This is a genomic window from Flavobacterium sp. JAS (assembly GCF_020991455.1).
Lineage (GTDB): Bacteria > Bacteroidota > Bacteroidia > Flavobacteriales > Flavobacteriaceae > Flavobacterium.
The window spans coordinates 240,108-254,046 of sequence record NZ_JAJMOX010000011.1 but is presented as its reverse complement, the minus strand read 5'-3'; the positions used below and the strand labels follow the sequence as shown (position 1 = coordinate 254,046).

Genomic DNA, 13,939 nt, shown 5'->3' with positions numbered 1-13,939 from the left:
ATAATTAGTTTAAAGCGTCGATTACTTCTTTGGTAATTTGAATGCTTTTTAGTTTTGCCTGATGATCAAAAATTGGACTAGTGACCATTAACTCATCTATTCTTACGTAATCAATAAACTTTTTAAGATCGACTATTAACTGTTCTTTGTTTCCGATAAAGGTGCAAGCTGTCATTTGATTGACATGAAAAAAAATAAAGGAACCCTTAACAAAAATCACCCATTTGAATCACCAATCTTTCTTTTGCGTAATATCCAAACCTCATCTCTACCTCCAAAATAATACACAATAAAAAAACAAGTAAAAACAAAAAAGCCACTCGATTAGAGTGGCTTTTGTTGTGAACGCAGAAGGATTCGAACCTTCGACCGCCTGCTTAGAAGGCAGGTGCTCTATCCAGCTGAGCTATGCGTCCATTTATTTTTAAACTTTATGGAAAAGTTTTAGTCGGGGTGGCAGGATTCGAACCTGCGGCCTCCTGCTCCCAAAGCAGGCGCGATAACCGGGCTACGCTACACCCCGAAGATTTCATCTGTGCTATTCCCTATCTTCAGTCAGGACACATTCATCAAGTTATTTTAAAACCCGAAAAGCAAATTATTAAGCGGAGAGACAGGGACTCGAACCCTGGCGACGGTTACCCGTCGACAGATTAGCAATCTGCTCCATTACCGCTCTGGCACCTCTCCAAGCTCAAGAAACGTGTTCTGTTTTGCGGTTGCAAATGTAAGACAACATTCCTTATCTCACAACTATTTCTGTGCTTTTTTTAAACTTTTTTCAATCTTTTTTTTAAAACACTTAACAATCAAACAAATAGAATTAACAAAAAATTGATATTAAATTTAAAATTCAATCGAATTGCTCCAAAATTTGAATTTATTCAAATAAAGAGTAAATTTGCTTGATTAACTAATATTAACAGAAAATGAACAAAAGAGTTGTTATCGTTTCTGCCGTTAGAACACCTATCGGAAGTTTCATGGGAGGGTTATCTACCGTACCCGCACCAAAATTAGGTGCTGCCGCTATAAAAGGAGCACTACAAAAAATTAACTTAGACCCAAAATTAGTTGATGAAGTATTTATGGGTAATGTGGTACAAGCCGGAGTTGGACAAGCGCCAGCACGTCAGGCTGCACTTTTTGCAGGTTTATCTGAAGAAGTTGCTGCTACAACCGTAAACAAAGTTTGTGCTTCAGGAATGAAAGCTGTAATGTTTGCTGCTCAGGCGATCGCTTGTGGTGATGCTGAAATTGTTGTGGCTGGAGGAATGGAAAACATGAGTTTGATTCCACATTATGTACAAATGCGTACCGGAGCTAAATTTGGTCCTGCAACTATGCTTGACGGAATGCAAAAAGATGGTTTGACAGATGCTTACGATAACAACGCAATGGGAGTTTGCGCTGATTTATGTGCATCTGAATACAACATCAGCCGTGAGGAACAAGATAATTTCGCTATTCAATCTTACGAAAGAAGTGCAAAAGCTTGGGATGCCGGAAAATTCGACAACGAAATTGTTCCTGTTGAAGTTCCGCAAAGACGTGGTGAACCAATCATCGTTTCTAAAGATGAAGAATATACTAATGTAAAACTGGATAAAATTCCTTCATTAGCTGCTGTTTTTACAAAAGACGGAACTGTAACTGCTGCAAACGCCTCAACAATCAATGACGGAGCTGCTGCTTTAGTTTTAATGTCTGAAGAAAAAGCAATCGCATTAGGATTAAAACCCCTAGCCTACATAAAAAGTTATGCTGATGCCGCACAAGAGCCAAAATGGTTTACTACAAGTCCGGCAAAAGCTTTACCAAAAGCCTTAGACAAAGCAGGAATTGCAATTGGTGATGTTGATTATTTTGAATTCAACGAAGCATTTGCAGTTGTTGGATTAGCCAATTCTAAAATTCTTGGCTTAGATAATGATAAAATAAACGTAAATGGTGGAGCTGTTTCATTAGGTCATCCTCTAGGATGTTCGGGAGCAAGAATCATTGTAACTTTGCTAAATGTTTTAGAACAAAACAATGCTAAAACCGGAGCTGCTGCAATTTGCAACGGTGGTGGTGGTGCATCTGCAATTGTTATTGAAAGAGCTTAAATAATATTAGATTAGGAGTTATTCATAAAACAATAACTCCTAATTTTCAACTTATAAATTACCCTAAATGTTCGGAATTTGCAATCTAGCCATAGTACCCGTTCGATCTGAGCCAAGTGACAGAAGTGAAATCGTTACACAACTTTTGTTTGGCGAACACATCGAAATTTTAGAACGCCAAAATCAATGGGCCCGAATAAAAATTCAGTTTGATGATTATGAAGGCTGGGTAGATTCCAAGCAATATCAGGTAATTTCTGAAGCAAATTATAATCAGCTAAGCAATGAAGCCATTATTTTGAATGCTGACCTGATCGATTATATAAGTGCTCCGGACAATTTATTATTGCCAATTCCGCTTGGTGCGTCTTTATCCTTTTTAAATAATAGCGAAATCAATACCTCCAACTTTGAATTCGAAGGCACAAAAACCAGTGGTATAAAACCTAAAAGCGCTTTAATCAATACTGCTTTTATGTATTTGAACGCTCCGTATCTTTGGGGCGGAAAAACACCTTTTGGAATCGATTGTTCTGGTTTTACCCAAATGGTTTACAAACTAAACGGCTACAAAATTCATCGCGATGCCTCACAGCAAGCACTTGACGGAGAACCTTTGAGTTTTATCGAAGAAAGCGAAGCCGGAGATTTAGCTTTTTTTGACAACGACGAGGGAAACATCATTCACGTTGGAATAATAATGGACAATAATTATATCATTCACGCAAGTGGAAAAGTTCGTATTGACCGTTTAGACCACTTAGGGATCTACAATCCAGAACTAAACAAACACACTCACAAACTAAGAGTTATCAAGAAGATTATTTAATTTTTTTTAGCTACAGATTAAAAGAATTAAAATGATTTTTTTTTAAATACATGAGTTCAAAAAAAAAAAAAAAAAAAACTATTTAAATCCGCGTCATCCGCGTGCTAATTTCACGCACTAATACGTATAACTTTCCTAAACTCCGATGGACTATTCCCTCTTTGTTTCTTAAAGAATTTATTGAAGTGACTTTCATCGGTAAAACCAAATTCATAGGCAATTTCATTGATTCGCTTATCGCTGAATTGCAAACGATGTTCAATCAGTTTTGTTTTATAATTACTGATGTATTGCTGCATCGTTTCGTTAGCATGTTTCTTAAAATAACGACCTAAATACGTATTCGAAATTCCAAAATACTCGCTAAGCGATTCTGCTTTAATTCTCTCAGGATAATAAATATTGTTTTGGATATATTGCAAAATATCCATTGCTTTCGCTTCACAACCAATATTTACCTGCTCCGGCAAATACTTGGCAATATTTCTGGCAACCACAATAATCAACGTATTTACCAATTGCTGAATCAATTCTTTATTATAAACATCTTTGTCCTGATGTTCACGAATAATCGCTTCCACCATCACTTTTACCAGACATTTATCGGCATCATTTTTCAAAATACAACCCGGCTGATGATTGGCGTTTTGCAGAATATATTCTAAACGCTGAATATTCTCATTCTGCAAACTTGAATTTTTCAAATAAATATCATTGAATCTCAAAAAGAAAAACGTCGTTTTGGTCTCAATCGTAAAATTATGACAATCCTCAGGCGTCAATAAAAACAAATGTCCAGCATCATACGTAAATACATTTTTGTTGATGCATTGCGAACCTGTTCCTCCAAGAATATAAACCAATTCAAAAAAATTATGGCGATCTCCAACATCCGGATATTCATCCAGAGTTTCAAAAGAAACCGTAAAAGGCTCGTATAAATTTTCTTTTTTCATAATGCTAATATTATTTGAAGTTGCAAATTTACATAAAAAAGACAAATATATACAACTTTATACTCGTAAATATGGTATAATTTTGCCAAACAAATTTTAAGCATCAAAATACAACATTATGGAATATAGAAAATTAGGCAATAGCGAACTCGAATTATCAACTATTACATACGGCGCATTTGCCATTGGCGGAAATATGTGGGGCGGAAACGAAAAAGCAGATTCAATCGCTTCAATTCATGCTTCAATCGATTACGGCGTAACCACAATTGACACTGCTCCTTTTTACGGATTTGGTTTAAGCGAAGAAATGATTGGCGAAGCTTTAAAAACCCAAGATCGATCAAAAGTACAATTGTTGACTAAATTTGGTCTTGTTTGGGACGGAAGCAATAACGGAAAAGGAGAATTCTTTTTTGACGCTGAAGACAACGGAAAGAAAATCCCGGTTTACAAATACTCTTCAAAAGCAAATATTATCAAAGAAGTTGAAGAGAGTTTAAAACGTCTTCAAACCGATTATATCGACTTATTGCAAATTCACTGGCCAGACGCTACAACGCCAATTCATGAAACAATGGAAGCACTTGAAACCCTTATTCAACAAGGAAAGATCAGAGCCACCGGAGTTAGTAACTATAGTGCAGCACAAATTCAGGAAGCACAAAAAACAATACAATTAGCTTCAAACCAAGTTCCGTTTAGTATATTGAATCGCAATATCGAAACCGATTTAATTCCGCTAACAATTGCAGAAAATATCGGAATCATTGCTTACAGCCCAATGGAAAGAGGTTTATTGACCGGAAAATATTTCACGGACAGCAAACTAAAAGACAACGATCATAGAAATGGATATTTTGGACAATTCGATCTTCAAAAAGTAAAAACTTTAGTCGAAGAATTAAGTTCATTAGCAAATGCAAAACACATTTCGATTTCGCAATTGGTTTTACGCTGGACCACTTTGCAAAAAGGAATCACAATTGTTTTAGCCGGAGCAAGAAACGCAGAACAAGCGATTTCTAACGCAAAAACAATGGATTTTGATTTATCAATTTCTGAATTAGATTTCATTAATCAAGCAATTTCAAAATTAAAATAAAAATATTCAAACACATAGAAACATAGCCAATAGAAATGTATAAAGGCGTTTCACTTAATCTAAATTCACATAGCTATGTGAGAGAAACTAGTTTCTTTTTTGCATTCTTTTAAAAGCAAACAAAAATCTATGTTTCTATGTGTCAAAAAAATATACTCAAAGATTTAAAACAGAAGAATAATTTGGGTGTGTTCGCCGTGGCGAATCGGGCTTTCGGCTATATCTTTTGTTCCGTTCCACTTCACAAAAGGATACTGCCTCTATCACTCACACAAACAAATACATAAGAACATACAATTATGAAAAAAATATTTATTATCAACGGAAGTCAAAATTTTGCGCATTCAGGCGGACAATTCAACCAAACCGTTACCGATTGGACAATTGAATACTTAAAAAGTAAAAATTACGAAATCAAAATAACTGATATAAAACAGGACTTTGATCTGGATGAAGAAGTCGAGAAATTCGTTTGGGCAGATGCAGTAGTTTATCACACACCAGTTTGGTGGTTTCAATTGCCAAACCTTTTCAAAAAATATATTGACGATGTTTTCACAGCCGGACATCAAAAAGGAATTTACAAAAGCGACGGAAGAAGCAGAACAAATCCAGACATTAACTATGGAACTGGCGGGCAATTGCACGGTCGTAAATATATGCTTACCACAAGTTGGAATGCACCTGCAACTGCTTTTACACTTCCTCAGGAATTTTTCGAAGAAACATCTGTAGATGATGGAGTTATGTTTGGTTTCCATAAAATGAATAAATTTGTAGGTATGGAAAAATTAGATGGTTTCCATTTTCATGACGTCGAAAAAGGTGCTACAGCGGAAAATATTGGTATCTTTAAGATAGAATACACCAAACATTTAGAACAAATCTTTAAAACCTTATAATTATGATTTCAATTACAGCAATTTTAAAAAGCAAAACAGAAAACATAGAACAAGTAAAAAGCATGCTAAACCATTTGGTTACCGAAACCAGAAAAGAAGCAAGCTGCATTCGTTATGATCTTCATAATACCGAAAATGTATTCATTATTTGGGAAGAATGGAAAGATCAATCCGGCTTTGAAACACATAATAATCAACCGTATTTACTTGATTTCATTGCCAAAAGCGAAACTTTAGTTGCTGGACCAATTCAGGTTTACAAAACAACACAAATCTTGTAAAAACAAGTAATCCATAAAAATCCATGAAAGCACTTTTCACAAACACATATGAATCTGATTTTGTAACCACAGAAACAGCAAAACCAACTCCTAAAAAAGGGGAAGTTTTAGTAAAAATACACGCAAGCGGCGTTAATCCAATCGACAATAAAATCAGATTAGGACTTTCGCCTTATGCATCACCTGTATTACCAGCCATTTTAGGAACTGATCTTGCAGGCGTTATCGAAGCAATTGGCGAAGGCGTTACTGACTTTAAAGTAGGCGACGAAGTTTACGGACTTGCCGGAGGTGTTCTCGGACTTCAGGGAACTTTAGCAGAATATACCGCTGTCGACTCTGATTTATTAGCCATAAAACCGAAGAACTTAAGCATGAGAGAAGCCGCAGCAATTCCGTTAGTATTGCTTACAGCTTGGGAAGGTCTAATTGACAGAGCCAAAGTACAAAAAGGTGACAAAGTTTTGGTTCATGCAGGTGCAGGCGGAGTTGGTCATATGGTCGTTCAGCTTGCTAAAAATCTTGGTGCCGATGTTTATGCAACCGTATCTTCTCAAAAAGCTGACATTGTAAAAGATTTTGGAGCAACTCCAATTGATTACAAAACCGCAACTGTTGAAGATTATGTAAATCAATACACAGACGGAAAAGGTTTTGACATTATTTACGATACTGTTGGAGGTCAATCTCTTGACGATTCGTTTAAAGCCATTCGTCATTATGGGCAAATTGCCAGTTGTTACGCTTTCGGGACACATGCTTTAGCTACAAGTTCGTTGCGTTCTGCAAGTTTACACGGTGTTTTTGTTTTGCATCCAATGATTGGAAATGAAAGAAGAAAACATCACGGAGATATTTTAAGAGAAACCACAAAACTAATTGAAGAAGGAAAACTAAAACCAATTTTAGATCCTAGAAAATTCACTTTAAACAATGCAATAGAAGCTCATAAAGCGGTAAGCGACGGTTCTTCTGTTGGAAAAATTGTTGTTGATGTAATTTAATTTGTTTTTCTATTTATAGCAACATTAAGCCCTTAACGGGGCTTTTTTTGTTTTGTCATTTTTTCACATTAAAAAAAGGTATTGTTACTATTATTCTTTAAAAATTACTCCAAAAAAACTAACTTGCCTCATATTTAAAACTATACAATATGAGCAATTATCATCTTGCCGAAATTAATATTGCCAAAATGAAAGGCGTCACCATCAACGACCCGATCATGAAAGAATTCGTAGACAATTTAGAACTCATCAATACATTAGCCGAAAATAGCGAAGGATTTGTATGGAGATTAAAAGATGACAGTTACAACGCAACAAATCTGAATCCGTATAACGATGAACAGATAATTGTAAATGTTTCGGTTTGGAAAAACATAGAAACACTGGAACATTATATGTACAAAACTTTTCACAGCGAGTTTTTAAAACGTCGTAAAGAATGGTTTCAAAAATTCGGAAAAGCAGCTACAGCAATGTGGTGGATTCCAAAAGGACATATTCCTACGCTTGATGAAGCGGTTGAAAAATTGGATTATTTACAACAAAACGGAGCTTCTGAATTGGTTTTCGATTTTAAAAATAAGTTTCCTGCACCAAAAGCAAAAGACGTTTCTCAAATCGAATAATTGCTTCATAAAGCCTAATTTTCGAAATTATACAAAATTAATACATACAAAAAAAGACTGTATTCTTAACAAATACAGTCTTTTCTCTTTTATATAGGTTCAAGAATTACTTCTTAATTATTTTCTGAACATAAGACTTCTTATTTGAAGAAGTTACATTAAGAAAGTAGACACCTCTTGCTTTTCCTGATAAATTAATCGCTTTATCACTATCGTTTTCACCTGAGAAAGTTTCTGTATAAATCAGTTTTCCTTCAACACTATGAACTGTAACAGTGTAATCATCTGTAGAAGATGATGTTTTCAAATAAAACACATTACTGGACGGATTTGGATAAACCTGAACTCCTACTAAAGTATTTAGTGCTTTTTTTGATTTCGCTACAGCTAAATTTGGTCCGTTATCGATTTTTAAATTATCAAACCAAATTCTCGTTCCATATCCTGAAGTATTTTTGAATTTAATCAAAACATTCTTCTGATTTTTTACCAAACTCAAATCAATTTTCTCTGCTCTCCAATCAGAATCTTTGGTCGGAATCCAATCATTAGTTTCATTTGATGCAGTTGTTGCAGGATCATCCTGAATTACTGGTGAAACAGTCTGTAATTGTAGTTGATTTTTAGAATACACATTTGTCCAGGTAACACCACAATCTGAGGATACCGCAATATCAATATGATCTGGCGCTGGAGTTGGATCAAACGCATTTAAATACTGTGTATAGGCCAGATCAAAATATAAAAATGGAGTCGAAGAAGTAGAAAAATCCATTGATTTCAAAATCAACTCATCTACCTTACCCGTTGGATTATCGGCATTATTAATAATCATGCAAGACAGATCACCTTTACCAGCATCAGAACGTTTTTCCCAAGTTATAGCGTCTTTGTCCGGATTACTAATTTCCCAGTCCTGAATAGGAAAACTTCCTTCAAAATTTTCTAAAAACGGAACACTATTTTTACCTTTTATAATCACTACACCCGTTTTTAACATCGTAGATCCTGTTCCATAAGAATTAGAAGCCGTTAAAGTCACATTGTAAGTTCCCGGACTGTCATAAATCACAGTAGGAGTTTTACTTGTAGAAGTTGCAGGCGTACCACCTGGAAATGACCATGACCATGAAACAGGTTCTCCTGTTGAATTATCTTTAAAAGCAATTGGCAAATCACTGCACAATCTCTCATTTTCTACTACAAATTCCGAAAATGGAGTTTCTTTACTATCAAACGTGAATTTCAAATTATCAATCCATATTCTAGAACCGTATCCTGAAGTGTTTTTAAACTTAAACAAAACATTCGATTGTCCTTTAAAATTTGATAATAATACTCTTTCTGTTCTCCAATGTGAATCTGAAGTTGGAACCCAATTATTTGGATCGGTACTCACAAAAGTCTCTAATTCAGTATGTGTCTTTAAATAAACACTTTCCCAAGTCAGACCACAATCTTTGGAAGCCAGAATTTCAAGAACATCGGGACTTGCAGCATCAAATTTAGCATAAGCAACATCGAACGAAAAATCAGTTATTCCAACAGATAAATCAGCAGGTTTCAGAATAATTTCGTCTATCTCTCCAACCTTACTGTTATCAGCATTATTCATGATCATGCATGACGAAGAATTATGTCCAACGCCGGAACGTTTCTCCCAAGTTAATTTATTATCAGCATTAACAATTTCCCATTCAGCAGGAGGAAAAGAACCTTCAAAACCTTCGGTATAAGAAATCTTGTCCGGATCAACAACGTTTATAAAATTACTTTTAGTAACGGTAGTTCCTGCACCGTTTGCATTTGTAGTAGAAAGTGTTACTGCAAAAGAACCTGGTGAACTGTAAGTTACTATTGGATTTTTAGCTGTAGAACTTGCTGGTGTACCTCCGGGAAAAGACCAAGCCCAAGAAGTAGGATTTCCTGTTGAAACATCCAAAAAAGGAGCCGTAACACTACTGCATCGAGTACCTCTAACTGCCGAAGCAAAATCAGAAACCGGAGTAGTAGCCTGCGTAATAGCAACATTTACATTATCAATCCAAATTCTGGTTCCGTATCCCGATACATTTGCAAACCTGATAGAAACATTGCTGTTTCCCTTATAAGCGCTAAGATCTACAATTTCTTTTCTCCAGTTAGCATCTGTAGCCGGTATCCAATTATTTGCCAACGCCGTAGGAACGGCTGTAGTTTGCAAAACAGTATGCGTTTTCGAATAAACATCATTCCAGGTAAGTCCGCAATCTATAGAAACCTGTACTTTTAAAACATCTGGGCTAGCATCATCAAATTTTGTATAAGCAACATCAAAAAATAACTGACTATTTTGTCCTGCCGTAAAATCAAGATAAGGCAATCGGATATAATCCAAAGCACCTACTACAGCATTATCTGCGTTGTTCATAATCATACATGAAGTATCATTATGCCCCACTCCATTTCGTTTTTCCCATGTTAATCCATTATCAGGATTTGTAATTTCCCAACCCGCAGGAGGAAAAGAACCTCTAAAGTTTTCAACTAAATTCACACCTGATCTTTGATCTACTTCAATGTAATTCAGGACTTGTTTTATATTCGTTCCTAGAGAATTTGTAACCTCCAATGTTACTTTGTATTTTCCAGATGCGTTATAAGTAACAACCGGATTTGCCGCTGTAGAAGTTGCAGGGCTCCCACCTTCAAAAGTCCATGTTCTCGAAGTAGGTAATCCTAAAGAAAGATCTTTAAAAGCAATTGTTTTTCCCGAACAAATAGCCGTAGTATTACTACTGAAATTGGCAACTGGGGCCGCCTCAATTACCCCAACTGAACTCAGATTACTTTGCTGCCACAATACGCCTCTCGGATAACTTGCAACCGTCATATCATCTAACCAATACGTCATTGCATTCGTCTGATCTTTGGTATACATATTCTGGCAATTTGTGTTATAATCCATGTGATTTTCGGCATTGGCATAAACACCACAGCTATTCAATACATTTCTGGCACAGCCTTCAGCAACTTTAGTTGGTGGCGTATCAGCCATTCCGTCATTAACAGGATCACAATCGTCCTGAAAAGTATGCTTTAAACCAAAATAATGACCAAATTCATGCGTCATTACTTTTGCAAAAGTAGCACTTGCATTAGACCCACAGGTACTTCCTATATACCTATGATTGTAAGCAACACGCGGAATCGCATCCTGAATTGGCAAAAATGCATGTCCCGAACCAACAGATCCTTGTCCAGTATTTGGCTCATCGACAACCAAAACATCCAGATAATAGCGATTATTTTTACCATACCATATATAGTCATAAATTCTGTTATCATATCCATCAACGATATGCGCCTCAGGATGCCAATCTAAACCAGCAATTTCAAGAGGATTCCCGTCCGGATCAACGGTTGCCAAAACAAACTGAATATTCAATTTACTTTTAACCGCATCAAAACGCGGATCTGTAGTTGCGTATTCCGGAAACAAACCATTAAAATCTTTATTTACCGTCACCAATGCATCATCAATTCTGCATTTCATTTGTTCTTTGGTAAACACATTATTGATATTTGTTCCATCTGCGAGAATATGAAACACCACCGGAATAATGTAAGGAGTTGCAGCAGATCTTTTTGTATTGCTTTTCTTCCAGGTCTTAATCTTCGATAAGGATTTTGCAAAAGCAGCTTCTTCCTTTTGAGATAATTGAGTTCCGCATCCTATGGGGTTTTGGTTTTGACCAAAGGACACGAAAAATTGCAGCAGAAAAACTGCTGTAAAAAAGTAGGTTTTTTTCAAAATAATAGGTTTTTGTTAGTTGTTAGTTTAAAAACAATATTATCAAACAACTAATTAAAAAATTCAGCTTAAAACCCGCTTCCTCTCACAATCATTTTCGATAATATAATTTTTATAAAAATATTTAATCACAAAACAAAAAATCGATATTATCTTATTGTAAAACAATTGTATATTATCTAGTTTCAATTCCTTTATTATCTTTTAAACAATAAAAAAAGCTGCCCTTTTAAGACAGCTTTTATAAAAATCAGATTAAATTCTGATTTTTAATATTTCAAAATCAATATTATTTAACCCCGCCAAAGGCGCCAAAACACATATTTTTGTGCAAGATTTCAACACTTGTAAAACCAATTTTTTTCATCAAGTCTAATTGATAATTCATAGATCTTGGAGAATCTTCCTTTTCTACATAATCCAATACTTTCTGACGATATTCGGCACCGCCAATTCCTTCCAAATAATCACCATAACGCTGCCACGTATATTCATTCAACAATTCAGTATCCTGAGTTATTAAATCCGAAATCATAAAACATCCGCCTGGTTTTAATAATTTGAATATTTTCGTAAAAGTAGTTTCCCAATCTTCATCGTCTCTCAAATGATGCAAAACTGCTCCCGCCAAAATAATATCAAAATGACCTTCCTGCAAATCTACTTCACGAATATCACCATGCTTCACTTCTACCTTTCCGTTTGTTGCTGTAGAAACTCTTTCAAAAGCCCGATCCAACATTGGCAAACTTAAATCAACCAAAGTGCAATTCAAATTCGGAACTTTAGAAAGCATTTTCAAAGTATAATTCCCCGCTCCACAGCCAATATCCAAAACATTCACTGCATTTGGAGCAATTCTTTTAGAAGCTTCCGTAATTAATTCTAAAGAAATTGTAGCATCGATTGTAGCAACCTGCCCAGTTTCTAAATTCGAAAATCGTTCGACATCATTATCAAAACGTTCTCTAATTTCTTCAATAGTTGATTTTTTCATAGTTTTTGTTTTAGGTTTCCACGCAGATTTTGCAGATTAGGGCAGATTTAAAATGATTTTTTTTACTCTTTATAATGTAAATAAAAAAATCTGCGCTTATCTGCTTAAATCTGCAAAATCTACGTGAACATTTTTTTTCAAAAGTACCTATTTCATATATACTTCAAAAATACTAATTTTATCAATTATCAATACTTAATAGGTATTCATGGAATTACGTCACTTGAAATATTTTTTGGCTGTAGCCGAAGAATTAAACTTTACCAAAGCTTCTGAAAAACTATTTATTTCTCAACCTCCTTTGAGTAGACAAATTATCGAACTCGAAGAAGAAGTTGGGGCACGTTTATTTAACCGAAACAATAAAAAAGTCGAATTGACCGAAGCCGGAAAATATTTCGAAAAAGAAGTAAGAGAACTTTTTCAGAATCTCGAACACATTACACTAAAAACAAAGAAAATAGCCGAAAATACTTCTGGTGATTTCAGAATCGCTTATATCAGTTCTATTTATTCAGCCGTAATTTCAGAATTGATAAAACATCTGAAAGAGCAGTTTCCGTTTGTCAATTTCAAACTTTTTGAAATCTCGACAACAAAACAAATTTCAGCTTTAGAACAAGGAAAAATTGAATTAGGAATCATTCGTTCTCCCATAAAGTCGCCCAAAATAAAATCGCAATTGTGGTTTCAGGACGGATTCTCAGTCGTGTACAATAAAAGCGAAATACAAATTAATTCTGAAGAAGAAATTCCAAATCTGAAAGACGAAACTTTTGTGTTCTTCAACAAAGATTATGCACCGCATTATCATGAAGTTTTATTAGAACTTTGTGCTTTTTATGGCTTTACGCCAAAAGTCGTTCACGAATCCAACAATATCAATTCGATTGTGCAATTGGTCAAAAATGGATTAGGAATTTCGATTGTTCCGTCTAATATTGCCAAAAACAATCAAGATCTGGAAATAGGTTTTATCGAATTAAAAAAAGTCAATTTATTTACTGATGTTTCATTAATTACTTCAAGAGAAGACGATTCTGAAATTACAAAATCTGCTGTTGCGTTTTTATTGAATTTTAAAAAGTAATATTGTCACGAATTTCACGAATTAATTTTTGGAAAAAATCACGCAAAGTCGCAAAGACACAAAGTTTTGTTTTGTTTTGTTTTGTTTTGTTTTGAATAGCCTCCAGCTTTAGCTGGAGGAATTATGTGTATGTTAAATAAATGGCTTTAGCCAAATTATACGTATTAGGTTCAAGCCTTTTTATTATGCACATTAAAGGCCTCCAACTAAAGCAGGAGGCTATTCATGAAAATATTTTAAAAACTTTG

The 13,939-nt window shown here is 35.0% G+C and carries 12 protein-coding genes and 3 tRNA genes; 8 read left to right on the top strand and 7 right to left on the bottom strand.

Annotated features, from left to right (window positions below; genetic code table 11):
* Window positions 1-4 precede the first annotated feature (4 nt).
* The 4 genes from LPB88_RS18055 to LPB88_RS18040 form a co-directional block, all read right to left on the bottom strand.
* Window positions 5-175 (bottom strand): hypothetical protein, encoded by a 171-nt coding sequence (locus tag LPB88_RS18055; RefSeq protein WP_230717038.1) that lies wholly within the window; start codon window positions 173-175, stop codon window positions 5-7.
* 167 nt (window positions 176-342) lie between these two features.
* A tRNA-Arg gene (locus tag LPB88_RS18050) sits at window positions 343-416 on the bottom strand.
* A gap of 32 nt (window positions 417-448) precedes the next feature.
* Window positions 449-523, bottom strand: a tRNA-Pro gene (locus tag LPB88_RS18045).
* 83 nt (window positions 524-606) lie between these two features.
* Window positions 607-690: transfer RNA gene (locus LPB88_RS18040), tRNA-Ser, on the bottom strand.
* A gap of 239 nt (window positions 691-929) precedes the next feature.
* On the opposite strand from LPB88_RS18040, the gene LPB88_RS18035 reads away from it, so the two are divergent.
* Together LPB88_RS18035 and LPB88_RS18030 are read left to right on the top strand one after the other, a co-directional pair.
* Window positions 930-2,108: an acetyl-CoA C-acyltransferase gene (locus LPB88_RS18035; protein ID WP_230717037.1), complete on the top strand. Its 1,179-nt coding sequence runs from the start codon at window positions 930-932 to the stop codon at window positions 2,106-2,108.
* Between the two features lie 67 nt (window positions 2,109-2,175).
* Entirely contained in the window at window positions 2,176-2,937 is a 762-nt protein-coding gene (locus LPB88_RS18030; protein WP_230717036.1) for a C40 family peptidase, read from the top strand.
* Window positions 2,938-3,047: 110 nt separating this feature from the next.
* On the opposite strand, the gene LPB88_RS18025 is transcribed toward LPB88_RS18030, so the two are convergent.
* Window positions 3,048-3,893, bottom strand: coding sequence for an AraC family transcriptional regulator (locus tag LPB88_RS18025; protein ID WP_230717035.1), 846 nt, complete (start codon window positions 3,891-3,893; stop codon window positions 3,048-3,050).
* 118 nt (window positions 3,894-4,011) lie between these two features.
* On the opposite strand from LPB88_RS18025, the gene LPB88_RS18020 reads away from it, so the two are divergent.
* The 5 genes from LPB88_RS18020 (at window position 4,012) to LPB88_RS18000 (ending at window position 7,811) form a co-directional block, all read left to right on the top strand.
* Window positions 4,012-4,998, top strand: coding sequence for an aldo/keto reductase (locus tag LPB88_RS18020; RefSeq protein ID WP_230717034.1), 987 nt, complete (start codon window positions 4,012-4,014; stop codon window positions 4,996-4,998).
* A 299-nt stretch (window positions 4,999-5,297) separates the two neighbouring features.
* A complete protein-coding gene (locus LPB88_RS18015) occupies window positions 5,298-5,900 on the top strand; it encodes an NAD(P)H-dependent oxidoreductase (protein WP_230717033.1) in 603 nt (200 codons plus the stop codon).
* A 2-nt stretch (window positions 5,901-5,902) separates the two neighbouring features.
* Window positions 5,903-6,181 (top strand): putative quinol monooxygenase, encoded by a 279-nt coding sequence (locus tag LPB88_RS18010; RefSeq protein WP_230717032.1) that lies wholly within the window; start codon window positions 5,903-5,905, stop codon window positions 6,179-6,181.
* Window positions 6,182-6,204: 23 nt separating this feature from the next.
* On the top strand, window positions 6,205-7,185 hold the full coding sequence (locus tag LPB88_RS18005; RefSeq protein WP_230717031.1) for a zinc-dependent alcohol dehydrogenase family protein: 981 nt from the start codon (window positions 6,205-6,207) through the stop codon (window positions 7,183-7,185).
* 149 nt (window positions 7,186-7,334) lie between these two features.
* Window positions 7,335-7,811 carry a DUF3291 domain-containing protein gene (locus tag LPB88_RS18000; protein WP_230717030.1) on the top strand — a complete coding sequence of 159 codons (477 nt, stop codon included), beginning with the start codon at window positions 7,335-7,337 and terminating at the stop codon, window positions 7,809-7,811.
* A gap of 106 nt (window positions 7,812-7,917) precedes the next feature.
* Here the strand turns inward: LPB88_RS18000 and LPB88_RS17995 are convergent, their stop codons facing one another.
* Complete coding sequence (locus LPB88_RS17995; RefSeq protein WP_230717029.1) at window positions 7,918-11,604, bottom strand: PKD domain-containing protein; 3,687 nt, start codon at window positions 11,602-11,604, stop codon at window positions 7,918-7,920.
* A 289-nt stretch (window positions 11,605-11,893) separates the two neighbouring features.
* Window positions 11,894-12,601, bottom strand: a complete 708-nt coding sequence (locus LPB88_RS17990; RefSeq protein ID WP_230717028.1) for a class I SAM-dependent methyltransferase — start codon at window positions 12,599-12,601, stop codon at window positions 11,894-11,896.
* A 208-nt stretch (window positions 12,602-12,809) separates the two neighbouring features.
* Between LPB88_RS17990 and LPB88_RS17985 the strand changes: the two genes are divergently transcribed.
* Complete coding sequence (locus LPB88_RS17985) at window positions 12,810-13,691, top strand: LysR family transcriptional regulator (protein WP_230717027.1); 882 nt, start codon at window positions 12,810-12,812, stop codon at window positions 13,689-13,691.
* Window positions 13,692-13,939: the final 248 nt, after the last annotated feature.

What these genes read in the sequence shown, in the direction of transcription:
- LPB88_RS18025 (WP_230717035.1), bottom strand. Translation starts at nt 3,893, where the DNA reads ATGAAAAAAGAAAATTTATACGAGCCTTTTACGGTTTCTTTTGAAACT.
- LPB88_RS18035 (WP_230717037.1), top strand. Translation starts at nt 930, where the DNA reads ATGAACAAAAGAGTTGTTATCGTTTCTGCCGTTAGAACACCTATCGGA.
- LPB88_RS18020 (WP_230717034.1), top strand. Translation starts at nt 4,012, where the DNA reads ATGGAATATAGAAAATTAGGCAATAGCGAACTCGAATTATCAACTATT.
- LPB88_RS18030 (WP_230717036.1), top strand. Translation starts at nt 2,176, where the DNA reads ATGTTCGGAATTTGCAATCTAGCCATAGTACCCGTTCGATCTGAGCCA.
- LPB88_RS17985 (WP_230717027.1), top strand. Translation starts at nt 12,810, where the DNA reads ATGGAATTACGTCACTTGAAATATTTTTTGGCTGTAGCCGAAGAATTA.
- LPB88_RS18015 (WP_230717033.1), top strand. Translation starts at nt 5,298, where the DNA reads ATGAAAAAAATATTTATTATCAACGGAAGTCAAAATTTTGCGCATTCA.
- LPB88_RS18055 (WP_230717038.1), bottom strand. Translation starts at nt 175, where the DNA reads ATGACAGCTTGCACCTTTATCGGAAACAAAGAACAGTTAATAGTCGAT.
- LPB88_RS18005 (WP_230717031.1), top strand. Translation starts at nt 6,205, where the DNA reads ATGAAAGCACTTTTCACAAACACATATGAATCTGATTTTGTAACCACA.
- LPB88_RS17990 (WP_230717028.1), bottom strand. Translation starts at nt 12,601, where the DNA reads ATGAAAAAATCAACTATTGAAGAAATTAGAGAACGTTTTGATAATGAT.
- LPB88_RS18010 (WP_230717032.1), top strand. Translation starts at nt 5,903, where the DNA reads ATGATTTCAATTACAGCAATTTTAAAAAGCAAAACAGAAAACATAGAA.
- LPB88_RS18000 (WP_230717030.1), top strand. Translation starts at nt 7,335, where the DNA reads ATGAGCAATTATCATCTTGCCGAAATTAATATTGCCAAAATGAAAGGC.